This window comes from Kitasatospora sp. CB02891, from assembly GCF_002803145.1.
GTDB classification, from domain to species: Bacteria; Actinomycetota; Actinomycetes; order Streptomycetales; family Streptomycetaceae; genus Kitasatospora; species Kitasatospora griseola.
The window spans coordinates 406,443-427,280 of the sequence record NZ_NNBO01000001.1 but is presented as its reverse complement, the minus strand read 5'-3'; the positions used below and the strand labels follow the sequence as shown (position 1 = coordinate 427,280).

Here is a 20,838-nt window from a genome sequence, read left to right as displayed (position 1 = left end):
GGCCGGCCCGAATCCGGTGGACCGGGGCAAGGACGGCTCGGAGAGCCACCTGGTCATCGACCGGGCAGGCATACGCCTTTCGGGTGCCAACGTCCATGGCAGGCAGGCCCTGATCCTGCTCGTGACGGCATGCCACCGGTCCGCCCCCGATGCGCCCCGTGGGCGCAAGCGCGGCAAACTCCGCGCCGACAAGGGCCGGGGGCGGAGGAGTCGCGGTATCGGCCGGGTACCGGGTGGAAGCGCGCGTTCGACGCTGCTGACGACCACTTCTCCGCCGGTGTCCTCGCCGGCTTTCTCGGTGCGGGGTGGCCGATTTCCGAAGCATCTCCTCGCTGGCGGAGCTGCCTTGGGCGTGTTCAGATCGCCACATCCAAGGCTTTTCGGGCATCTCGCTCGCGTATCTGCTCCTGCCCGGTGTGCAGAGTGAGCCCCGGGGCCGAACAAATCCAGGGAGGACAGCTTGAGACGGAAATGCACAGCCCTGCTTCGAGGTGCGGCCCTGCCCGTGCTGGTCGCCGCGATGCTGATGGGAACGGTGTCGACCCAGGCCACGGCCGGCGGTGGGGGCGGCCATGAAGGTGACGGCAACTGCTCGCACACCTGCCCGCACGGGCCTCAGGGGCCTCCCGGACCTCCCGGGCCTCCCGGACCTCCCGGACCTCCGGGGCCGCCTGGACCGACCCTGCCGACCCTGATCGTCCAGGAGACCTACACGCTGACGTCCGGACTCAACACGGGAATCGCGGTCTGCCCGCCGGGAACCGTCATCACGGGCGGCGGAATGAAGACGCCCCTCGGCGGCAACAACCTCACGGTCCAGGTGTACGAGTCGTATCCCTCCGCCGACAACACCTGGACGCTGTCGTTCAACAACTCGGCCAGCACCACGGGTTCCTACGTGGTCTACGCCATCTGCCTCCCCGTGACCCCGGCGAGCTGACCACCGGGCGGCTGCGGCCCCGGCCTTCCGGCTGTCGCAGCCACCCCGGCAGCCGGAGGCCGGTGGAGGCAGGGAAGCGGTCGGCCTCGTGCTCGTCGCGACAGTGGGGACAGGGGCAGCCGGCGAGCCCGGCTCGTCGAGGACCGACGGGCGGATTGGCCCACACCCGGCGAAGACCAGGCGGTACGGGATCTTCGCCTTGGTGAGGCGCGCGTCGATGCGGGACCGGTCGGTGGGCGGGACGAGGCGGTCCTCGGCGACGACCTGACGGCTCATCAGGATGGCTGGCCCGCCGCGTCGTGCACCAGGTTCGGCGGGGGAGTCCGGCGCGACGGCGGCGTGGCCCGCGCGGCCGGCCGTCGGCGGACGCCGCGTACCCGGGCCGTCGTCCCGAACGGGCTTCTGGTCGACCGCCACCGTGGCGCGCGGTGTGTGGCCGAGGGGCGGAGCCGCGAACACGCCGGGCCGCCGCGTCGTCAGCTTCCGGCCGGGCCGGGGTCGTGCTTCGGAAGTGTCGTGCCGGCGGCCTTCGTCCCTCACTTCGGGACGGCAGTGTCCTCGACTTCGTGCAGGCCGGCCTGCATGGCGCCGTCGCGGAGTGTCCGGAGTCCGACGGCTGTGACGGGGCCGTGCGTGCCGGGGGTGAGGCTGGTGCCGGGGGTGGCGGCGTGGCTTGCTCCCCAGGCGAGGCGGGAGCCGGTCATCTCGTAGGGGTCGGGGCCGGTGAGAGCGGTGGTGGCCAGGGGTCGGCCTGCTGCGTTGCGGGCGGTGGCGATGACGAGGGCCCGGCCGTCGGGGTCGGGTTCGCGGGTGGCTCCGGGGAGGCGTCGGGAGAGTTCGGTGACGGCGCCGCGGACCGCGGGGGTGTGCATCGCCACCAGGAACACCGCCTGACCGACCCGTCCTGCGCGGCCGACCCGGCCGGTGACCGCATGGTGCCCGCGGTCATCGGCCTGGGTCGAAGGCTGTGGTCGGCTGCACGGACGTCGGCCTTTCAAGGCTGCTACTCGGTCGCGCGGTAGGTGGAGACGGAGCCGCCGTTGCTGAACTCCAGCGTCTCGACGGGGGTGAACGGGCGCGGCCGGAACTCGCCGGCGAAGGCGGGGAGGCCGGTGCCGGCCACGACGGGGTAGCGCTTCCAGATCAGTTCGTCGATCTCCGGCAGCAGTTCGCCCGCGAGCCGGGCGCCGCCGCACAGCCAGATGTCGCCGTCGCCGGGCTGCTGCTTCAACTCCCGTACCAGGCCCAGCGGGTCGGTGCGCACCACGTTGACCGCAGGGTCGGTGGGCTCGGGCAGGGTGGAGGACACCACGTACTGCTTCAGGTGTGCGTACGGGCTGGTGATGCCGATGTCCAGCGCGGGGCGGTAGGTGTTCAGGCCCATCACCACGGTGTCGAAGCGCTTGTTGGGCGCCCCGTCGAGGCCGATGTGCGGCCGGACGTGGCTCGGCATGGTCTCGGGGAACTCGGCCCGGAGGTACTCCACCATGTCGTCGCACTGGGGGTAGAAGTCGAACTCGCCGGCCGGGCCGGCGATGAAGCCGTCGATGGAGACGGCGACGTAGTACACGAGCTTTCGCATCTAGTGCCTTTCGAAGGTTGACCACTTGGTCTGTAGTACTCTGCTTGGAGTGGTAGGACCGTAGCACTACGAGTGGAGTGGTTACAAGCACATGGCCAGAAGCAACCCCGAACGACGCGCGGCCCTGCTCGACGCCACGATCGAAGTCCTCGCCGAGGAAGGCGCCCGCGGACTCACCTTCCGTGCCGTCGACCAGCGCGCCGCCGTCCCCGCCGGCACCGCCTCCAACTACTTCGCCAACCGCGACGCCCTGCTCACCCAGTGCGCCGAACGCGTCTACGAGCGCCTCGGCGCCGATCCCGACGCCCTCGCCCAGGGGTTGACCGGGCCGCGCGACACCGCCCGGGTCGCCGAACTGATGCACCAACTCGTCGACCGGGTCGCCGACTTCCCGACCGGCTTCCTCGCCCTGCTGGAACTGCGGCTGGCCGCACTGCGCCGCCCTGAACTGCGCGAGACGGTCACCCGCCGGATCGGCGCGGACCTCCGCTTCAACATCGACTACCACCTCGCCGCCGGTCTGCCCGGCGACGCCACCGCCGTCCAACTGCTCTACCTGGCCCTGAACTGGCTCATCCTGGAGCGCCTCGCCCTGCCCGACCTGTTCACACCCGAACAGCGCACCGAACTGGTCGACGAGCTGGTGGCCCGCCTGATCGGCAACGGCGGGAGCGGCGGGAGCGGCAGGAATGGCGAGAGCGGCGCGAGCGGCCCGGGTGTTGGTCTGTGAGCGATTGCTGCGCTGAAGGGTGGGTTTCGAACACTTCTGAACAGGACAACGTGCAGGATTCTGTGCGCGGTTGTTGACAAGTGCTCGATCGGGGCCCGGATACTGCATCTCATTGCAGAACGGGCGATCGAAGGAGTCCTCGTGTTCTCATCCCCGCGCAGACCGGCCGCCGCCGCGCTGGCCGCCGTCCTGTTGGCTGCGACGGCCGGTGCGGCCGGAGCGGTCGGCGTGGCGTCGGCCGCTCCGGTCGCGCCCGATGCCGCGACGTACACCGTCGCGGTGGGCGCTCCGGTGACGTACAACCATCCGACGGACACCCCGGCGGTGCCGTACCTGGACAAGGACGGCACGTTCTGGTTCCAGCAGTCCGCCGCGCTGTACGGCGCGAGCGATCCGCGCTACTGGGACTTCTTCACCGGGACGGACTTCGACACCGCCACCCGGTCCGCGGCGGTGTCCAACGCCGTCAACCCGGCGAACGCGCAGGACAAGAACAACGACACCACCTGGCGCTGCAACAACAGCCCGACCGGGAAGACTGCCACCGCCGCGCCGAGCGGCTCCGGTTACGCGCAGAAGAACTACTGCGACCTGTCGGGAATCTGGATCGACCCCGACACCGGCGACTGGTACGGCCTGGTCCACAACGAGTTCACGCCCCAGCCCTTCGGCGACGGGCTGCACTTCGACGCCATCGACTACGCGGTCTCCACCGACCAGGGCCGCACCTGGACGATCCGCGACCACGTGATCACCTCGCCGTACAGCACCGCGCGCGGCGACACCGCGCAGTTCCCGAACCAGACCTACTCGTACGGCGACGGCGACCAGCGTCTGCTGGTGGACGCCGCGTCGGGGTACTTCTACGTGTTCTACGGCTCCCGGGTGGTCGACAAGAGCGGCGGCTGGAAGGCGTTCTACGAGCACGTCGCGCGCGCCCCGATCGCCGGCAAGATGGCGCCGAGCTCCTGGCAGAAGTGGTACAACGGCGCCTGGGGCGAGCCCGGTGTCGGCGGCCAGGAGTCCAACATGGTGCCCGTCGGGGCGTCGAGCAGCACCGGGTACACGCCCGTCTCCGGCGAGTACAACCCGGCGAACACCGGCACCTCCGCCCAGCAGATCGCGGCCGGACGGATGCCCGCCACCTCGCCGCTGTTCGTCATGGACGTCACCTGGAACGCCTACCTCGGCCTGTACATCGGCGAGCCGCAGGCCGTCGACCAGAGCGGCAACGCCCCGCAGCAGTTCTACGCCACCGACAACCTGGCCACCCAGAAGTGGTACCCGATCGGGGACACCGGCGGCTACCACACCGCGTCCTGGTACCGCTGGTTCCTGGACGGGGCCAACCGCACCAGCTCCGCGATCGTCGGCAAGTCGTTCCGCTCGTACTGCGCGTTCGGCTGCTCCGGCGGCGCGTCCGGCCAGTACGTCAACGTCACCATCGACTCCAGCGCGCCCGCCGCGCCGCCGGTCGACCTGACGAAGGCGTACCGGATCGCCGGCAGTGGCGGCCGGGTGCTCGCCCAGGTCTCCGGCGGCTCCACCACCACCTCGCTGGCCGCGCCCACCGGGTCCGCGCTGGAGTCGTGGACCTTCGCCGCCAACGGCGACGGCTCCTACCGGATCGTCAACTCCTCGACCGGGCAGCTGCTCGGCGTCGACTCCGGTGCGGTGGCCGGCCGGGCCTGGGGCGCGCAGCCGACCGCGACGGCCGCGCCCGCCGGCGGGCCGGGCACCGGTCAGCAGTGGTGGGTGCTGCGCGGCACCGACGCGGCCGGCAACGCCGACGGCACCGTCAAGCTGGTGAACCGTTACAGCGGTCTGGCGCTCGGCCTCTCCGCCGCCGCCGGCCGACTCGTCGAGACCGCCCCCGCCCGTTCCTGGACCGACACCTCCGGCAGCGCGGTCGGCGCGGGCCGCACCGCGGGCGAGCAGGCGCTCACCCTGACGGCGGTGGGCAGTGCGCCCGAGACCGTCACCGTCACCAACCCCGGCAACCAGGCCACCAAGGTCAGCACCGCCGTCTCGCTGCAGCTCGGCGGCAACGACTCGGCCGGCAAGGCGCTGACCTGGACCGCCACCGGCCTGCCCGCCGGACTGGCCATCAGCCCGACCGGCCTGATCACCGGCACCCCGACCACGGCCGGCTCCGCCACCGTCACGGTCACCGCCTCCTCCGGCACGGCGAGCGGATCGACCACCTTCGGCTGGGCGGTGAACCCGGCACTCACCGGCACCCATACCCTGACCGTCTCCGGCAAGGCCCTGGACAACCCCAACCACTCCACCACCGCAGGCACCCAGCTGATCACCTGGGCCCTCAACAGCGGGCAGAACCAGCGCTGGATCTTCACCCCGCAGGCCGACGGCAGCTACCGGATCAGCAACGCCGAATCGACCCTGTGCATCGACGTGAACGGCGGCTCCGGCAGCGCGGGCGCGGCGATCATCCAGTACACCTGCACCGGCGGCAGCAACCAGCGCTGGACCGTCAGCGCGGTGAGCGGCGGCTACACCATCGCCTCGCAGAGCAGCGGGCTGCTGCTCACCACCGCCTCCACCGCCAACGGCGCACTGGTCACCCAGCAGCCCGACACCGCGTCGACGCTGCAGCGCTGGACCATCGGCTGACGGGAGGACAGGAAGACGGCGCGACGGGAGTTCCGTCGCGCCGTCTCCGCCTGCTCGGCCCGGGTGGCGCCTGCTCAGCCCGGGTGGTGCGCCGCCGCGAAGGCCTCGGCGTCCCAGTGGCCGCCCAGCGACGGGGCGAGCGAGGACGCGGCCAACTCCCGGAAGGCGGCGGGGGACCGGTCGGCCGCCGCGCCGGCCGGCAGGGCGCCCAGCAGCGGGGCGCCGGCGGCGGACGGCAGGTCGGCGAGGTTGCAGCGGGCCGCGAGGTCCGGGTCGGCGGGCCAGCTGCCGACCACCACCCCGCGCAGCGCCAGACCGCGGTGGCGCAGCGCCTCCGCGGTCAGCGCCGTCGCGTTCAGGGTGCCCAGGCCGGCTGCCGCGACCAGGACGAACTCGACCTGGACGCCCGCGAGTTCGCAGGCAGCGGCGAGGTCGGCCAGCGTCCGGCCCTGCTCGTCGTAGCGGACCAGCAGCCCGCCCGCGCCCTCCACCAGCACCGTCCCGAAACGGTCCGCCAGGTCGGCCACGGCCTTCGCCACGTCCTCCGGCGCGAGGGTCGGCAGACCGGCGCGCCGGGCGGCCGTGTCGGGGGCCAACGGCTCGGGATAGCGGGCCAGTTCGACACCGTGCACCAGCGGCCCGGCCAGCCGGGCCACCTCGTCCACATCGCCCGGCTCGCCCGGTGCCAGCCCGGTCTGGCCGGGCTTGAGCACCGCGACCGGGTCAGTGCTCAGCGCGGCGAGGGCCGCGGTGGTGACGGTTTTGCCGACCTCGGTGCCGGTGCCGGTGACGAACAGAACGGGCGACATGGTGCTTCCTCGATGCAGGTGGAACGGTGGCGCGGCGGTTCAGCTGCTGTGCGCCGCGTGGGACGCGGACGCCGCGGCGGCGACGGCGCGGCCGATCGCGGCCACGTCGGCGTTCCCGGTGACGAACGGCGGCATGGTGTAGATCAGGTCGCGGAACGGCCGCAGCCACACGCCCTGTTCGGCGGCGGCCGCGGTCGCCGCCGCCATGTCGACCGGTGCGTCCAGCTGCACCACGCCGATCGCGCCCAGCACCCGGACGTCCCGAACGCCGGGCTGCCCGGCGCACGGGGCGAGGGCGTCGCGCAGCGCCGACTCGATGCGCTTGACCTCGGTGCGCCAGTCCTGACGCAGCAGCAGGTCGATCGAGGCGTTGGCGGCGGCGGTGGCCAGCGGGTTGCCCATGAACGTCGGGCCGTGCGCCAGCACCGGGACCTCGCCGCGCGAGATGCCCTCCGCGACCCTGCCGGTGCACAGGGTGGCGGCGAGCGTCAGGTAGCCGCCGGTAAGCGCCTTCCCGAGGCACATCACGTCCGGGGAGACGCCCGCGTGGTCGGCGGCGAACAGTTCGCCGGTGCGGCCGAAGCCGGTGGCGATCTCGTCGAAGACCAGCAGCACGTCGTGCGCGTCGCACAACTCGCGGAGCGCGGTCAGATAAGCGGGGGAGTGAAAGCGCATTCCGCCCGCGCCCTGCACCACCGGCTCGACGATCACCGCAGCCAGCTCGCCGGCGTGACGTTCGATCAGGTCGGCGAGATGTGCCAGGTACTCCGGGTCGGTCGGGGCGTCGTACCCGGCGGGCGGCTCGTCGGCGAACAGCTGACGGGGCAGCACTCCGCCCCACAGGTGGTGCATCCCGCCCTCGGGGTCGCACACCGACATGGGGTGGAAGGTGTCGCCGTGGTAGCCGCCGCGCCAGGTCAGCACCCGCCGCTTCTCCGGCCGCCCGAGCGACTGCCAGTACTGGAGGCACATCTTCAGCGCCACCTCGACCGCCACCGAACCGGAGTCGGCGAGGAACACGTGCTGAAGCGGCTCGGGCGTCAACTCCACCAGCTTGACGGCGAGTTCGACCGCCGGACGGTGCGTCAGCCCGCCGAACATGACGTGGCTCATCCGCTCCAGCTGGTCGCGGACGGCCGCGTCCAGCGCCGGGTGCCGGTAGCCGTGGATCGCCGCCCACCAGGACGACATGCCGTCGATCAGCTCTTCGTGCCCGCCCACCGGCTCGGCCAGCCGCAGGCGGACACCCGCGGCCGACTCCACCACGAACGGCCGGACCGTGCCCGGCATCGGACCGTACGGGTGCCAGACGTGCGCCCGGTCCAGGTCGAGCAACTGCGCTGCGTCCCTCACGCGTTCGGCGCCAGTTCGGTGCCCGCGCCACGACGACGCACCCGGACCAGGTCGGTCCGCGCGTCGTCCTCGGCGCTGTCCTCGGTCGGGGGACCGCCGCACGGGCCGCAGGCGCTCGCGTCCTCGTGGCCGCCGCACCCGGACTCGCCGCCGCAGGCCGAGTCGCTGCTGCCGCAGACCGACGCGCCGCCGCCGCAGCCGCCGGCCGAGGCGGTGACCCGATGGCGGGGCAGGGTGGTCTGCTCGGCGCCCTCCACCTCGAAACCGGCGTCCTTGATCATGTCGAGGTCGGCCTGGCCGGCCTGGCCCTCGCTGGTCAGGTAGTCGCCCAGGAAGATCGAGTTGGCGATGTGCAGGCCCAGCGGCTGCATCGAGCGCAGGTGCACCTCGCGGCCGCCCGCGATCCGCACCTCGATGTCCGGGCAGACGAACCGGACCATCGCGAGGATCCGCAGGCAGCGCTGCGGCGTCAGGTTCCACTCCTCCGCGAGCGGGGTCCCCTCGAACGGGATCAGGAAGTTCACCGGCACCGAGTCCGGGTCCAGCTCGCGCAGCGCGAAGACCACGTCGACCAGGTCCTCGTCGCTCTCGCCCATGCCCGCGATCAGGCCCGAACAGGCGGACAGGCCCGCCCCGTGGGCCTTCGTCACGGTGTCCACCCGGTCCGCGTAGGTGTGGGTGGTCGTGATGTCGCCGTAGGTGCTCTCGGAGGTGTTCAGGTTGTGGTTGTACGCGTCCGCGCCGGCCGCCTTCAGGCGCTCGGCCTGATTGTCCGACAGCAGGCCCAGGCAGGCGCACACCTCGACCTGCTCGTCCGCGCCCTTGATGGCGGCGATGGTGTCCGCGACCCGGTCGATGTCCCGGTCCGTCGGCCCGCGCCCGCTGGCGACCAGGCACACCCGCTTCGCGCCGCCGGCCACGCCCGCGGCGGCCGCCTCGGCGGCCTGATCCGGCTTCAGCCAGGTGTACTTGAGGATTTCCGCCTTCGACCCGAGCCGCTGCGAGCAGTATGAGCAGTCCTCCGGGCACAGCCCGCTCTTCAGGTTCACCAGGTAGTTGAGCTTCACCCGCCGCCCGAACCACTGCCGGCGCACCCGGCCCGCCGCCGCGACCACATCCAGCAGCTCGTCATCCGTCGTGGCCAGTACGGCCAGCGCCTCCTCGCGGGTGGGCAGTTCCCGGCGAAGGCCCTTGTCGGTCAGCGTGTCGAGGAGATCCATGGCCCGATCCTGCCCGGGCGGCCCCGCCGTCCGCCAGAGGGAACACGCCAGAAGATCGCCCGGAGCGTGTGCGAGTAGTCACAACACACCCTGACCTGCCGCTTTGCTTACCATCTGACGGTATTCAACGGCGCTCGGCGCCCGGCGAGACATGCATCACACAGGGTGACGTCCGATCGGCGGCACGGCGGCACGGCGGCACGTCGGCGCGTTCAGCGGTCCGGACCCGACCGGGCCGCCGGGCGGTCGTCGCGGGACATCGGCAGGTACTGGAGGTCGACCGGGCCCGGGTGGAAGGCGGAGCTGTTCGGGCCGCCCATGTCCTCGCCGGCCAGGTAGCGGTGGAGCCACTCCGTGAAGCTCATCCGGTACTCGTGCCAGCAGATGTCCTGGTCCACGACGCAGATGCGCAGGCCCGGGTCGTCGCTGGCGCTGTCGCCGTCGCCATCGTCGCTGTCGTCGTGGGGGAGCGGAGCGAGGAAGACGTACTCGCCGCGGTCGGTGCCCGCGATCGGGATCAGGCCGCCGGCGGTCCCGAACGTCACCTCCGACAGGCCGAGCGCAGTCCGCGGGTCCTCCTCCGGGTCCTCCCACTCCTCCTCGTCGAAGTCGACGTCGGCCCAGGCCTGGGCGGTCTCGCGGATCCACTTCCCGAGGTTCCACCGGTCGGTGGCCGGATGGTGCAGGTAGAGGTGGTGGTTGATCCGGATCGGGGCGTGCGCGTCCACGACGGCCTTGAAGTCCTCCGGCAGTGCCGTGCCGAGACCGGCCTCCAACTCGGCCCACGCCGCGGCGTCGGCGAAGCGGTGCTCGCCGGGGCCGAGCACGGTGAGCACCTCGGTCAGACGGTCGGGCACGGGTTCTCCTCCATCGGGAGTCGGGCGTCGGGCGTCGGGAGGGAGCGCAGCGGGGGGCGTCGGGAGGGAGTGCAGCCGTCAGGCGTGCGGCGCGGGCGGGGCCGGCGGGGCCGGCGGGACGGGCTGCGCGGTGGCGCGCAGGCGGGCCTCCTGGTGGGAGGTGACCTGCTGGATCAGCAGGATGGCGAGCGCTCCGGCGGCCAGGCCGGCCGCCATGTCGAAGAGCGAGTAACCGCTGGCGTTCCCGCTGAGCCGGCTGACCCACAGGGAGCCGAGCGTCTTGGCGAGCCAGGCGGCCCACCAGGCGTTGATCAGCCAGGCACTGGCGGTGGGCGCGGTGATGCGCCAGATGTCGAGCGCGATCCGGCGCGGGATCCACCACATCGCCAGGGGGATGAACCAGGCGCCGATCGTCCACCCCGCCGAGTACTTCTGCAGCCCCGGGCCGAAGCGGTCGACATTGATCCGGCAGCGCCGGAACCAGAGGATGAACAGGACGACCGGGGCGAAGAACAGCACCGGCACGAGCAGCAAGGACACGCGGAACAGCGTCGACCCGGTGCCGCCGGTCACGCCGAGCACCAGGTTCCAGGCGGTCTGAACGCCGATCGCCACCTGCGCGGCGACGGCCAGTCGCCGAAAGCCCGCGAGCGAGCCGTGCTCGGGCAGGACCCGCGGCTGCGGCTGGTCGTAGGCGGATTCGGAGTGCACGGCGAGCCCCCACCGGAACGTGCCTGCGGTGCTGGTCACGCGCAGAGATGGGCTGAAGAATAGGGGTCGCGTTCGAATTGTCAAAGCCGGTTTGGCCGTTCAGCGGCACCGCACGATCGCGTCGGCCCCGTCGAGGTCCCCCACCGCCGAGTCACCGCGAGTCAGTGACAAGTCACGGCTTGCGGGCCAGGGCGCAGGAGATCATCCGCTCCCACACCGTCAGTTCGCGCCGCTCCGCGCCGGTGTTGCTGCCCGTCGCGTAGCTCGGCCGCCACAGCGAGCAGTTGACGAGGCCCGGGGCGAGCAGTTCGAGGTCGCCGAACAGGGCGGTGATCTCCTCGTCGGTGCGCCAGCGGCCGCGGCCGAAGGTTTCCTGGAGTTTCCGTTCCGCGATCCGGGTCTGCTCGTTGTCGCCGGAGCGGAAGTGGGAGAGGTAGACCTGGCTGCCCGACGGCACCTGGTCCGCCCACCAGCGGACCAGATCCCCGGGCCGCTCCGCGTCGTCGAGATGGTGCAGGACGGCGCTGAAGACGAGGCCCACCGGCTCGTCGAAATCGATCAGGTTCGCCACGTCGGGATGGCGTCGGATGCTCTCCGGCTCACGGACGTCCGCCCCGATCACCGCGGTGCGTTCGTCGGCGGCCAACAGGGCGCGGCCGTGGGCCAGGACGGTCGGATCGTTGTCGACGTAGGCGACGCGCGCGTCGGGCCGGTGCCGCTGGGCGACCTGGTGCACGTTGTCGGCGGTGGGCAGACCGCTGCCCAGGTCGATGAACTGGCGGATGCCGTCGGAGGCCATCGTTCCCACGGCGCGAATCAGGGCCCGCCGGTTCTCGACCGGCACGGCCACCGAACCGGGCAGTCCCTTGAGGAAGAAATCGCCGATCTCGCGGTCGACGGCGTAATTGTCCGTGCCGCCGAGCAGATAGTCGTAGATGCGAGCGATGCTCGGCTTCGACGGATCGATTCCTGTGGTGTCGTCCGGCATTGAGACCAACCCCTGTCGCTCGGACTGTCGGCCTCCCCATCGTAGGAGCGCGCCGCCCGGTGGAGACGGTGAATCGCCGGGCGCCGTCAACTCGTCGGCGGGTCGCGGAGAACGGGCGGCGACGGCTCCACCGGGCCGGTGCGGGGGAGTCGTTGGAGAAAGGTGGCAGACGGATCGCGCGAGCCCGGGTACGGTCGGAGACATCGGGACGGGAGGGCAGGGCATGACGGCAATGGCGGAGTCCGGCACGCTGCGGGTGCCACGGAGCATCAACGGCATCGAGCATGCGCTCACGTATGACGAACGAGCGCGGTTCTACGCGGAGTTGGGGCCGGTCGAGGATCCGTTGGACCGGGAGGCGGTGATCACGTCGTGGTGGCTGCGTGCCATGTCCGCGGCGTACGGCGGCGACCGCTCCGGATACCGGGCGGCCGTCGGCCCCGTGCTCGTCGCCGGCCGGTCGGTCGGGGCCGTCGCGTGAAGGGGTGGCGGGTCTGGCTCCAGGACCAGCCCGCCCAGGCGATGGTCGAGATCTCGAAGGCGGACGACCTGCTGTTCGCCCTGGTCACCGCCGCACTGGTGACACTCGACGACCGCGCGGGCTCCCCCGTCGACGACTGGGGCGACCTGCGCAGCGCCGTCCTCGCCCCGTCCGTCACCGCCGAACTCTTCGTCAACCCCGACGAACGCACCATCGACGTCCTGCGCCTGGTGTGGGTCCCGGGCCTCGGTGCGTGAGCCGCCGGTCGTGAGACGGCCGTGACCGACGCGGACCGATGGGCCGGCGGGTCGCCCGGCGCCATCAGCAGGTCGGTGTCGCAATGGCGACAGCTGGTGGACGAGGTCGAAGCGGGGTACTCCTGGTCCGCACCCGAGCTCAGCAACGACCTGGGGTGCCGCCGCGAGCTGGCGCGAGCCTGGCCGGAGTTGCCGGCAGCGGTCCGGACGGCCAGAGAGCCGGAGCTCCGCGAGCTGGACGATCGGTTCCGCGCCGCCACGGCCCCCTGGCCCGAGCACGGCGGCGGCGTCCGGTGGCTGGACCGCGTCCCGCGGCTGATCGAGGTCGAGGCCGGCCGGCCGTGCGACGAACGGGGCTGGCCGCCGGGCGGGGAGATGATGCCGTTCGCCAAGCCGGATGCGGTGAGGGTGAGCTCCTGCTAGGAGCTGCCTGGCCGATCATGTGACGTTCGCCTGCCCTGGTCGTTGGTTCGGGCATGGGGCGGGGTGATCCGACAGACGCCGAGTGGGAGCGGCTGCGGCCGTTCCTGCCTGTCGGCAACGCGCGTTGTGGCCGGTGGCGGGACCACCGGCAGCGCCCGCCTGCGCAGCGGACCGCGAGGCGGACGGCCACTCGGCTTCGACGAGGAGCGGTACGAGAGGCGCGACACTGTCGAGAGGGCCATCACCAAGCTGAAGAACTCCCGCCCCCGTTGCGGCCCGGTACGACAAGCGCGGCTACGTCTTCCCCGGCGCCGCCACCGCAGCTGCCCCGATCATCTGGCTGCGGGCTTGAAACGCTCTCACAGGGCGAAGGGCCGGTACTCCAGAGCCTGATCGACGACCTCGGCAGCTGTCAGCTCCCGCCCGTTGGGCCAGAAGATCAAGTCGCTTACGTAGCCGGTCGGACAGCCGAGGGCCCTGCCCAGTGCCTCCAGCACGTCGTACGCCTCGGCATCGTCGGCACGGTCCGCGTCCATGATCTTCTGCACCAACACAACGGCCGTTGCGCGAGCCATCACCGTCACAGCCACCCCTTCCAAACGAGGGCCGGCCTGGACAGCCGCGTGATCGGCCGGACAGCTCCTGGCCGAGGTCGACCCGGTGCCCGGGGACGTCCGGGCACCAGGCGGGTCGGCGCCGGGCGCCAGGGTAGGCCTGCGCGGTTGGGGCGGTGGTGAGGGGCAGTGCCGCCGTCAGTACGGCCAGGGTCGCGGCTGCCAGGGTGCTGCGCCTCGCCGGTCCCGCTCGTGGTCGTCGTCATCGTGGTGGCCTCCAGGCGTCCTGCGGTCGGTGTGGGCACGACGCTGCCGAGCGCCCGTCAGCCGTCCGGCAGGGGAAGGCAGAGGCGTGCAAGAAGTCCTCGCGTCTGGCGGGTCGGCGGTGGCGGGTCAGGAGGGCGGTGCGGCCGTCCGGCGGTGTCTCAGTGTGCGGTCGGTGCAGGCAAGTTGGACATAACGTCATATCTGCCGACAAGTCGAATGTCTGGTCCTTGCGGTCGGTGGCAAGGGTACTTCCGATACGTTCGACCCGAGGGTGGGATTGTGGGATGACCTGCTTAGAATCGGCGCCATGACCATCCAGGGGGAAGCGCCAGCAGGCGCCGCCGAGGACCTGCCGGTGACCGGGCATCGGGCCGTCGGCGAGCGCAGACGCCTGGCTGCCCTGTGGAGCGTCGTCACGGTGCTGGCCGCCGGCGGCGTCTGGGTGGTGTCCACGCCGCACCCCGGTGACATCCTGCCCGGGCTCGGCCCGACCAGCAGCCTGCCCGCCACCGTCGCCGTCGCGCCCGGACAGGTCGCCAAGCCGCTGACGGAGGCTCAGGCCTTCAACTCCGAACGGTACTTCCCCGCGCAGCGCAGCTACGATTACGACCAGTTCAAGGCCCACCGGACCGCCGCCCGGGACGGCGGAGACTGCCAGGGCGTCCAGAACGACAAGAGCCGCAACCTGCTGGACAAGCTCGACTGCCAGGCCTGGCTCGGCGTCGCGCTCACCCGCAACGACCAGCCCGTGATCACCAGCATCACCGTCCTGCGCTTCCTCGACCCCGGCGCCGCCGCCCAGGCCGCGCAGGCGGTGCGCGACCACGCGGCGGAGTTCGAATTCACCTTCCCCGACGGGGTGGTGGCCCCCGCTGCGGGCATCAAGCCGATGACGGCGATCCGGGTCGAGACGGTCGGCCACCACATCACCGTCATCGCCGCCCGCTACGCCGACCAGCGCCCCGGCGACCACCCGGACGACCTGCTGACCGCCAGCGCCCGGTCCGCCGCCGCGATCGCCGGCCAGCCGTTCATGTGGATGTAGCACCCGCCCCACCTCGCACCGCCGTCGTACGGAGACACCCCGCCGCGCCGCACGCCAGCACCGCCGCCAGCGCGAACACCGCCGCCGCACCCGACGGCAGCGCCAAGCCGCCCAGCACGGTGCCCGCGCCGATGCCCAGATAGATCGCCGAGGAGTTCAACGACACCACCAGCGGCGCCTGTTCGGGGGCGGCGGCCAGCAGCCGGTGCTGCTGCGCCGGAGTCTGGCACCAGCTGCTCGCACCCCAGAGGAACGCCAACACCCCCACCGCGACAGTGCTGCGCAGCTGCCCCGCCGCGAGAGCGGCCAGCGCCGCGAACGACACCGCCATCGCCGCGTACCCCACCGTCAGCACCCGCACCGGACCGACCCGGTCCGTCCATCGCCCCGCCAACAGGTTGCCCGCCACCGCACCCGCCCCGTACAGCGCGAGCGCGACTGGCACGGCGACCCGCCCCGAGACGCCGACCGACGCCAGCACCGGCACGCTGTACGAGTACGGCACGTAGCACGCGGCCATTCCGAGCACCGTCAACGGCAGCACCGCGAGCACTCCCGGACGGCGCAGAGCCGCTGCCCTCGACCGCAGCGGAACGGGCTCTGCGCCCGGGAGTTGAGGGAGCGTCAGTTCGATCGCGAGCGCGCCCAGTGCGGAGAGCGCCGCGACGGCGCCCAGCGCCGCCCGCCACCCCAGGCCGACGGCGGCCAGCTGCCCGAGCGGAACCCCGAGGGCGGTTGCCGCCGTCAATCCACCGATCACCACGGCGAGAGCCCGTCCCCGCGAGTCGGCTCGCGCCAGCGCGGCGGCCGTGGCTCCGGCGGTCGGTGTGAAGGCGGCCGCCCCGAGGGCCGCGAGGACGCGGCCGGCCAGGAGGACTTCGTAGGTCGGGGCGAGTGCGGAGAGGGTGTTGGCGGCGGTCAGTAAAAGCAGTGCCCCCAGCAGCAGGGTGCGACGGGGCAGTCGGGCGGTGGCGACGGCGAGCAGTGGCGACGCCAGTGCGTACACGGCGGCGAACAGGCTGACGGACTGTCCGGCGGCGGCGGTCGACACGTGCAGCGCGTCGGCCATGGCGGGGAGGAAGCCGGCGGTGACGAAAGCGTCGGTGCCGACGGCGAAGGTGCCGAGAGCCAGCACGGCGGCGGGCCGGAGACCTGCTGCCGACGGGGGTGGGGGCATGGTGGGGCTCCTGACGGGATTCGGGATGGTCGGTATCCGGAATTCGGGTGCGAAAGGCAGGCAGGCGCACAACCGGGGGCGCTGGGGGTGCCCCCGGGCGAGGCCGAGGGGGCGGAACGGCGCGAGCAGCGAGCGAACGTCAGCAGGGTCGCGAACAGGTGCAGGTCATTGCCCCGCGTCGCGATCCTTCCGGCGAGTGTGTTCCCCTCCGCGCGGCGCCCCTGCCTTCGCGCCTGCTCAGGTCGTGGAGGTGAGGCGGGCGTAGTTGGTGCGGACGCGGGTGATGGTGGTGGTCGGGGCGTCCTGGGCGAGGTCGGCGACGGTGCGGGCGGCGAGTTCGCGGCGCCAGGCGAGTTCGGCGCGGCGCATCGCGGCGGCGATGCCGCAGGGGCGGGTGAACTCGCGGGGGTGTGCGCCCTCCGCGGAGACGCCCTGTTGCCGGATCTCGGCGCAGGCGAACAGCGGGTCGGGGCCCTCGACGGCCGTCACCACGTCCATCATGGTGATCCGGGCGGGGTCGCGGGCCAGGCGGACGCCGCCGCGCGGGCCCGAGGTGGACGTCAACAGGCCTGCCCGGGTGAGTCGTTGGAGCACCTTGTTGAGGTAGGTCGGCGACAGTTCGAACATCGCCGCCAGTCGGGCCGAGGGCACCGGGTCGGTCTCGCCCAGCCACACCAGGGTGAGGCAGCAGTGCAGGCCCCACTCGACGCCCTCGCTCGTCCGCATATTCGGGATACTAGCTGTCCGGAATGGTGATCCGCCAGCGAATGGCGATCAACGGGCCGGTTCACGACGGCAGTTGGTCGATCTCGGCGAGTATCTGCTCGAACTGCGCCACCACGCGGTCGAATTCGGCGGGTACTCCGGCAGCCGGCCCTCGGTGGAGGGCGAGTGCTTCGTGCGCCGCATCCCGTGCCTCCGCGCGGTGGCCGAGGTTGAGATGAACCACGGCGAGGACGCGCAGGGCGGCGGCCAGCGGGGACAGCTGGATGCCAGGGTCGGCGCGGTGGAGCTCGCGGCAGATGCCGACCGCTTCGCGGGCGGGGTCGAGCGCGTGTTGCGCCCGGTCGGCCATGCCGAGCGTGGTGGCCAGCACGATCAACGCGTGGGCGAGCAGCGGCAGATGAGCGTCGGGGTCGGTGGCGGCGAGGGTGCGGCGGAGAGCTGTCGCTTCCTCGGCGAGGGCGAGGCCCTCGGTCAACTGGTCGGGTCCGTCCAGGCAGTCGGCGAGGTTGGTCAACGCGGTGGCGAGCAGGGGGAGATGGTGCCCGGGTATCGCCTCGTCGAGGCTGCGGCAGAGGTCGAGGGCGTCGCGGGCGGGGCGGATGGCCGAGTCGCGGTCTCCGGCGAGGCGGAGTTCCTCGCTGAGTCGGATCAAAGCAGCGGCGAGCCGCGGAAGGCGGGTGCGCGGGTCGGACTCGGCCAGGGTGTACCAGGCCGTGACGGATTCCGCCCACACCGGCACCGCCTCGACGTGTCCTCCCAGGACACGCAGCAGCTCGGCCAAGTCATCCAGAGCCGCAGCCAATTGGGGGAGTTGAGCCGGTGCGTCGAGCGCACGCAGGAGGGCCACCGCTTCGAGTCGGGAGTCCAGGGCTTCCTCCTCCCGGCCCAGCTGCTGGAGGTGGCGGGCCAGGTGGTCCAGGGCGACCGCAAGCCGGGGCGCGTGGACGGTGGGGCGGAGTGCGCTGAGCGGGCGGCAGAGCTCGACCGCCTCCTGAGCGACCGTCGCCCCTTCCTCGACCCGACCCTGCTCACCGAGGTTGCGGGACAGACCGACCAGCGCATGGGCGAGATAGGGGAGGTTGGTATCGGGTGAGGTGGCGTGCAGGGTCCGGGCGATGGCCACGGCCTCCCGGGCCACGGCCAGTGCCTCGGCCTGCCGGCCGAGATCGTGCAGGTGGTCGGCCAGAGTGGTGAGGACGGTGCGGAGCCGCGGCAGGTGCGCATCGGGGTTGCCGTCCGCGAGCCGACGGAGCAGGGCGGTCGCCTCCTCCGCCGGGGCCAGCCCCTGGTCCGGTCGGCGAAGGAGACGCCAGGCCTGGGACTCGTTGCCGAGGGCCCCGGCCAGATCGGACAGGTGCGCGTCCGGGTCGAATTCGGCGAGCGCCCGACTCGCGGCCACCGTGCGTCGCGCGGCCGCCGCACTTTCCGGCAGACGGCCGAGGTCGCCCAGCCGGATGGTCAGGTTGGTCATCGCAGCCGCCTGCCGTTCCAGGTGCGGCCACGGGTCGGAATCGGCGAGGCGCGCGATCACGGTGAGGGCTTCCTGGACGGCAGCCAGCCCGCCCTCGTGCCGTCCCAGGCCGCCCAGGACGGTGGACAGGCGGACGAGGGCGTCGGCCAGTTCGGGCAGCCCCGCCTCGCCGCGCGCCCGATGCAGTTCGATGGCCTCCCGTGCGAAGGTCAGGCCTTCGTCCGGTCGACCGAGTTCGGTGAGCCGGTCGGCGAGATTTCCCAGCATGGCGGCCAGACCAGGGGCATGGCGTTCGGGGTCGGCGGCGGCGAACGTCCGGTACAGCTCGACCGCCTCCTGGATCGCGGTCAGGCTCTCCTCGACGCGGCCGAGCTGGCTCAACCTGACGGAGAGCTCGTTGAGCGTGGTGGCCAGCGGCAGTCCGAACCCGTCCGGATCGGTGGCTGCCCCCACCCGCAGGCGGTCCGTGTGCACCCGGGCGAGTCGGGCCGCCTCGTGCACCAGGATCTGGCTGGAGTCCGGGAACAGTCGGCTGAGTTCGGACAGCTCCGCCAACGGCGTCCCCGGGTCCGAGACGATCGCCTCCAGCGCCGCCAGCAGCGGCCCCGGGCGTCGGCTCCGGGTGGCCAGGAAGACGAAGTACGGGGCCAGCGTCGCGCGTTGGCGGACGCACAGGGCGGTCAGTCCGGCATCGAGGCGGCCGGCGACGGCCGGGTGGGCGGCGGCGCGGGTGTAGACCGTGAGGAGGTGCGCGGTGCGCGGGGCGTCGAGGGCGGGGAGCAGGTGTTCGGGCAGGGCGGGGTCGGTGTCGAGGACGCGGGCGATGTGGCGTTCGGCGAGGCGGTCGGGCGGGAGCGGGGCGAAGGGACGGGGCGCGGGAGCGGGGTAGAGGGCGCCGAGCCAGGCGGTGACGGTGTCGCGGCGGTCGCGGGACCGGTCGGCCAGCGCCGGGAGGTGACGCCACAGCAGGTCGGCCTGCTCGCGGTCGGCGGCGCCGGCCAGGTTCGCGGCGGCGACCACCGCGTCCAGCGCGCGCACCGACAGCGCGGGGGAGAGGCCGAGCGCGGTCGCGGTGCGCTGCCAGTAGCGGCGTTCGTGGCCCAGCAGCCGGTCCTCCACCGCGGCGGCCCCCGGGCGGCCGTCGAACCCGGCCGTCCCCGTGGTGTCGAGCAGGTCGGCGAGCGCGGCCATCTGCAGGGTCAGCGCGTTGCCGTAGCCGGGCTGGTCGAGGTTCGGGGCGATCGGCAGCGTCGCGGCGACGCCGGGCCAGTCGGGCCCCGACTGGCCGTCGACGAACGGCAGCGCGGCGGCCAGCGCGTCGAGCGCCGCCCGGTACGCGGCCGGGCGTCCCGCCGGCTCGTCCTGGAGCGGGTCGAGGCGTCGGGTCGGGGCGTACTCCAGGTGGTCCTGGGCCGTGTCGTCGGCGGTGACGGCCTGCTGCCACCAGTCGCCGTCGGTGCGGGCCAGCAGCAGGAGCTTGAACGCCGTCGGACCGCGGTGCGCGGCGGCCGCCGCCACCAGGGCGGCCAGCTGGGCGGTGCGGTGCTCGGCGTAGTCCAGGACGATCAGCAGCGGACGCGCCGCGAGCCGACAGTCCGTCAACTCCTCGGCCCCGGCGTCGGGACGCGGCCACAGCACCGCCCACTGCCGCTCCGACAGCCGGGCCGCCAGCTCGTGCGCCAGCCGGGTCTTGCCCTGACCGCCGGGGCCGTGCAGCAGCCAGGCTCCGAACCCGCCGCGCTCGCACCACTCGACCAGTTCGCCCAGCAGCTCGGTCCGGCCGTGGAACGGCACCACCTGGCGGGCCGCCCGCAGCAGCGCCGCCGGCGAGCGGACCGGCCCGGCCGCCCGTTCGGGCCCGACCGCCGGATCGGCCAGGTGCTGCAACTCGACCGGCTCCAGCGCGGCCGCCGGCACCCCGTGCGCCGCCAGCACAGCCCGGAACGCCGGATCGTGGTGCAGCACGTACCCGGGCACCAGGTTCAGCTGCGCCCCGCCCGAGTGCGCCCGCTCGGCGGCCACCACCCCCACCAGCAGGTCGCCGCAGTGCACCGCCGCACCCGACAGCCCGCCCCACGGCGAGCCGGCGGACCACTGCGGCGGCCGCTGACGCAGGTCCATGACGTGCCGGTTGCCGACGTAGTCGGTGCCCGGGTTCACCTCCCCGACCAGTTGCACCGCCTCGGCCGGGCGGCCCGCCCGCTGGGCGAGGTCGGGCAGCCCCCAGGTCTCGCACGGCGTCCCCGGACGGTCCGTCACCAGCCGTCCCCAGCGCACCGGACCCGGCGGCCGGGACCACAACGACTCGTCGACCAGCAGCAGCGCCGCGTCGTCCCGCCCGCCCGGCGTGCCGCACCACAGCACCTCGGCCCCGACCGGCCCCGCACCTGCCGGCCGGAACACCTCCACCGGCCCGTCGCCGTGCACCACATGGGCGGAGGTCAGCACCAGCCGCCCGCCGACCGCACACCCCGAACCCGGCCCGCCGGGGCCACCCACCCCCACCAGCCGCGACCGCTCCACGACGCCCCGCCCCCCGTCCACCCTGCGAACGCCCTCACCCTACGGCCTGCGCGGCCGGTCATCGGCGGCGCCGGACGAGGGCGGGCGCGC

The 20,838-nt window shown here is 72.8% G+C and carries 19 protein-coding genes; 7 read left to right on the top strand and 12 right to left on the bottom strand.

Going from position 1 to position 20,838, the window contains the following annotated elements:
* Positions 1-781 precede the first annotated feature (781 nt).
* On the top strand, positions 782-940 hold the full coding sequence (locus CG736_RS35820; RefSeq protein ID WP_157815358.1) for a hypothetical protein: 159 nt from the start codon (positions 782-784) through the stop codon (positions 938-940).
* 536 nt (positions 941-1,476) lie between these two features.
* Here CG736_RS35820 and CG736_RS01975 read toward each other — a convergent pair.
* Both CG736_RS01975 and CG736_RS01970 read right to left on the bottom strand, forming a co-directional pair.
* Positions 1,477-1,818 (bottom strand): hypothetical protein, encoded by a 342-nt coding sequence (locus CG736_RS01975; protein ID WP_198520323.1) that lies wholly within the window; start codon positions 1,816-1,818, stop codon positions 1,477-1,479.
* Positions 1,819-1,943: 125 nt separating this feature from the next.
* Entirely contained in the window at positions 1,944-2,522 is a 579-nt protein-coding gene (locus tag CG736_RS01970) for a dihydrofolate reductase family protein (RefSeq protein ID WP_100584377.1), read from the bottom strand.
* Positions 2,523-2,613: 91 nt separating this feature from the next.
* On the opposite strand from CG736_RS01970, the gene CG736_RS01965 reads away from it, so the two are divergent.
* Both CG736_RS01965 and CG736_RS01960 read left to right on the top strand, forming a co-directional pair.
* Positions 2,614-3,252, top strand: coding sequence for a TetR/AcrR family transcriptional regulator (locus CG736_RS01965; RefSeq protein ID WP_100584376.1), 639 nt, complete (start codon positions 2,614-2,616; stop codon positions 3,250-3,252).
* 141 nt (positions 3,253-3,393) lie between these two features.
* Positions 3,394-5,886 carry an RICIN domain-containing protein gene (locus tag CG736_RS01960; protein WP_232733729.1) on the top strand — a complete coding sequence of 831 codons (2,493 nt, stop codon included), beginning with the start codon at positions 3,394-3,396 and terminating at the stop codon, positions 5,884-5,886.
* Positions 5,887-5,960: 74 nt separating this feature from the next.
* Here the strand turns inward: CG736_RS01960 and bioD are convergent, their stop codons facing one another.
* From bioD to CG736_RS01930, 6 genes are all read right to left on the bottom strand, one after another.
* Entirely contained in the window at positions 5,961-6,695 is a 735-nt protein-coding gene (gene bioD, locus CG736_RS01955) for a dethiobiotin synthase (protein ID WP_100584375.1), read from the bottom strand.
* A gap of 39 nt (positions 6,696-6,734) precedes the next feature.
* Positions 6,735-7,985 carry an adenosylmethionine--8-amino-7-oxononanoate transaminase gene (locus CG736_RS01950; protein WP_232733810.1) on the bottom strand — a complete coding sequence of 417 codons (1,251 nt, stop codon included), beginning with the start codon at positions 7,983-7,985 and terminating at the stop codon, positions 6,735-6,737.
* A 59-nt stretch (positions 7,986-8,044) separates the two neighbouring features.
* Positions 8,045-9,268, bottom strand: coding sequence for a biotin synthase BioB (gene bioB / locus CG736_RS01945; RefSeq protein ID WP_100584373.1), 1,224 nt, complete (start codon positions 9,266-9,268; stop codon positions 8,045-8,047).
* A 212-nt stretch (positions 9,269-9,480) separates the two neighbouring features.
* Positions 9,481-10,125, bottom strand: a complete 645-nt coding sequence (locus CG736_RS01940) for a hypothetical protein (protein ID WP_100584372.1) — start codon at positions 10,123-10,125, stop codon at positions 9,481-9,483.
* A 78-nt stretch (positions 10,126-10,203) separates the two neighbouring features.
* Positions 10,204-10,875: a DUF4328 domain-containing protein gene (locus CG736_RS01935; RefSeq protein WP_157815357.1), complete on the bottom strand. Its 672-nt coding sequence runs from the start codon at positions 10,873-10,875 to the stop codon at positions 10,204-10,206.
* Positions 10,876-11,008: 133 nt separating this feature from the next.
* Positions 11,009-11,824, bottom strand: coding sequence for an SAM-dependent methyltransferase (locus tag CG736_RS01930; protein WP_100584370.1), 816 nt, complete (start codon positions 11,822-11,824; stop codon positions 11,009-11,011).
* Positions 11,825-12,047: 223 nt separating this feature from the next.
* Here CG736_RS01930 and CG736_RS01925 point away from each other — a divergent pair, with 223 nt between their 5' ends.
* The 3 genes from CG736_RS01925 to CG736_RS01915 are packed head-to-tail and all read left to right on the top strand — an operon-like array spanning position 12,048 to position 12,985.
* On the top strand, positions 12,048-12,305 hold the full coding sequence (locus CG736_RS01925; RefSeq protein WP_157815356.1) for a hypothetical protein: 258 nt from the start codon (positions 12,048-12,050) through the stop codon (positions 12,303-12,305).
* Positions 12,302-12,562, top strand: coding sequence for a hypothetical protein (locus CG736_RS01920; protein ID WP_100584368.1), 261 nt, complete (start codon positions 12,302-12,304; stop codon positions 12,560-12,562). The genes CG736_RS01925 and CG736_RS01920 overlap by 4 nt, the downstream gene beginning before the upstream one ends.
* A gap of 21 nt (positions 12,563-12,583) precedes the next feature.
* Entirely contained in the window at positions 12,584-12,985 is a 402-nt protein-coding gene (locus CG736_RS01915) for a hypothetical protein (RefSeq protein WP_100584367.1), read from the top strand.
* A gap of 359 nt (positions 12,986-13,344) precedes the next feature.
* On the opposite strand, the gene CG736_RS01910 is transcribed toward CG736_RS01915, so the two are convergent.
* Positions 13,345-13,560 (bottom strand): e9imm peptide, encoded by a 216-nt coding sequence (locus tag CG736_RS01910; RefSeq protein ID WP_100584996.1) that lies wholly within the window; start codon positions 13,558-13,560, stop codon positions 13,345-13,347.
* A 553-nt stretch (positions 13,561-14,113) separates the two neighbouring features.
* Between CG736_RS01910 and CG736_RS01905 the strand changes: the two genes are divergently transcribed.
* Complete coding sequence (locus tag CG736_RS01905; protein WP_157815355.1) at positions 14,114-14,851, top strand: hypothetical protein; 738 nt, start codon at positions 14,114-14,116, stop codon at positions 14,849-14,851.
* Here CG736_RS01905 and CG736_RS01900 read toward each other — a convergent pair.
* The 3 genes from CG736_RS01900 to CG736_RS01890 all read right to left on the bottom strand — a co-directional run bounded on the left by CG736_RS01900 (position 14,838) and on the right by CG736_RS01890 (position 20,748).
* Complete coding sequence (locus CG736_RS01900; RefSeq protein ID WP_100584365.1) at positions 14,838-16,028, bottom strand: MFS transporter; 1,191 nt, start codon at positions 16,026-16,028, stop codon at positions 14,838-14,840. The two genes, CG736_RS01905 and CG736_RS01900, sit on opposite strands and share 14 nt — an antisense overlap.
* A gap of 237 nt (positions 16,029-16,265) precedes the next feature.
* Positions 16,266-16,754, bottom strand: a complete 489-nt coding sequence (locus CG736_RS01895) for an Rrf2 family transcriptional regulator (protein ID WP_100584364.1) — start codon at positions 16,752-16,754, stop codon at positions 16,266-16,268.
* 61 nt (positions 16,755-16,815) lie between these two features.
* Positions 16,816-20,748: a tetratricopeptide repeat protein gene (locus CG736_RS01890; RefSeq protein WP_157815354.1), complete on the bottom strand. Its 3,933-nt coding sequence runs from the start codon at positions 20,746-20,748 to the stop codon at positions 16,816-16,818.
* Positions 20,749-20,838: the final 90 nt, after the last annotated feature.

Coding starts and splice junctions, on each gene's coding strand:
- CG736_RS35820 (WP_157815358.1), top strand. CDS start 782: ATGAAGACGCCCCTCGGCGGCAACAACCTCACGGTCCAGGTGTACGAG.
- CG736_RS01970 (WP_100584377.1), bottom strand. CDS start 2,522: ATGCGAAAGCTCGTGTACTACGTCGCCGTCTCCATCGACGGCTTCATC.
- CG736_RS01965 (WP_100584376.1), top strand. CDS start 2,614: ATGGCCAGAAGCAACCCCGAACGACGCGCGGCCCTGCTCGACGCCACG.
- bioD (WP_100584375.1), bottom strand. CDS start 6,695: ATGTCGCCCGTTCTGTTCGTCACCGGCACCGGCACCGAGGTCGGCAAA.
- CG736_RS01950 (WP_232733810.1), bottom strand. CDS start 7,985: ATGCCGGGCACGGTCCGGCCGTTCGTGGTGGAGTCGGCCGCGGGTGTC.
- bioB (WP_100584373.1), bottom strand. CDS start 9,268: ATGGATCTCCTCGACACGCTGACCGACAAGGGCCTTCGCCGGGAACTG.
- CG736_RS01930 (WP_100584370.1), bottom strand. CDS start 11,824: ATGCCGGACGACACCACAGGAATCGATCCGTCGAAGCCGAGCATCGCT.
- CG736_RS01925 (WP_157815356.1), top strand. CDS start 12,048: ATGACGGCAATGGCGGAGTCCGGCACGCTGCGGGTGCCACGGAGCATC.
- CG736_RS01910 (WP_100584996.1), bottom strand. CDS start 13,560: ATGGCTCGCGCAACGGCCGTTGTGTTGGTGCAGAAGATCATGGACGCG.
- CG736_RS01905 (WP_157815355.1), top strand. CDS start 14,114: ATGACCATCCAGGGGGAAGCGCCAGCAGGCGCCGCCGAGGACCTGCCG.
- CG736_RS01900 (WP_100584365.1), bottom strand. CDS start 16,028: ATGCCCCCACCCCCGTCGGCAGCAGGTCTCCGGCCCGCCGCCGTGCTG.
- CG736_RS01895 (WP_100584364.1), bottom strand. CDS start 16,754: ATGCGGACGAGCGAGGGCGTCGAGTGGGGCCTGCACTGCTGCCTCACC.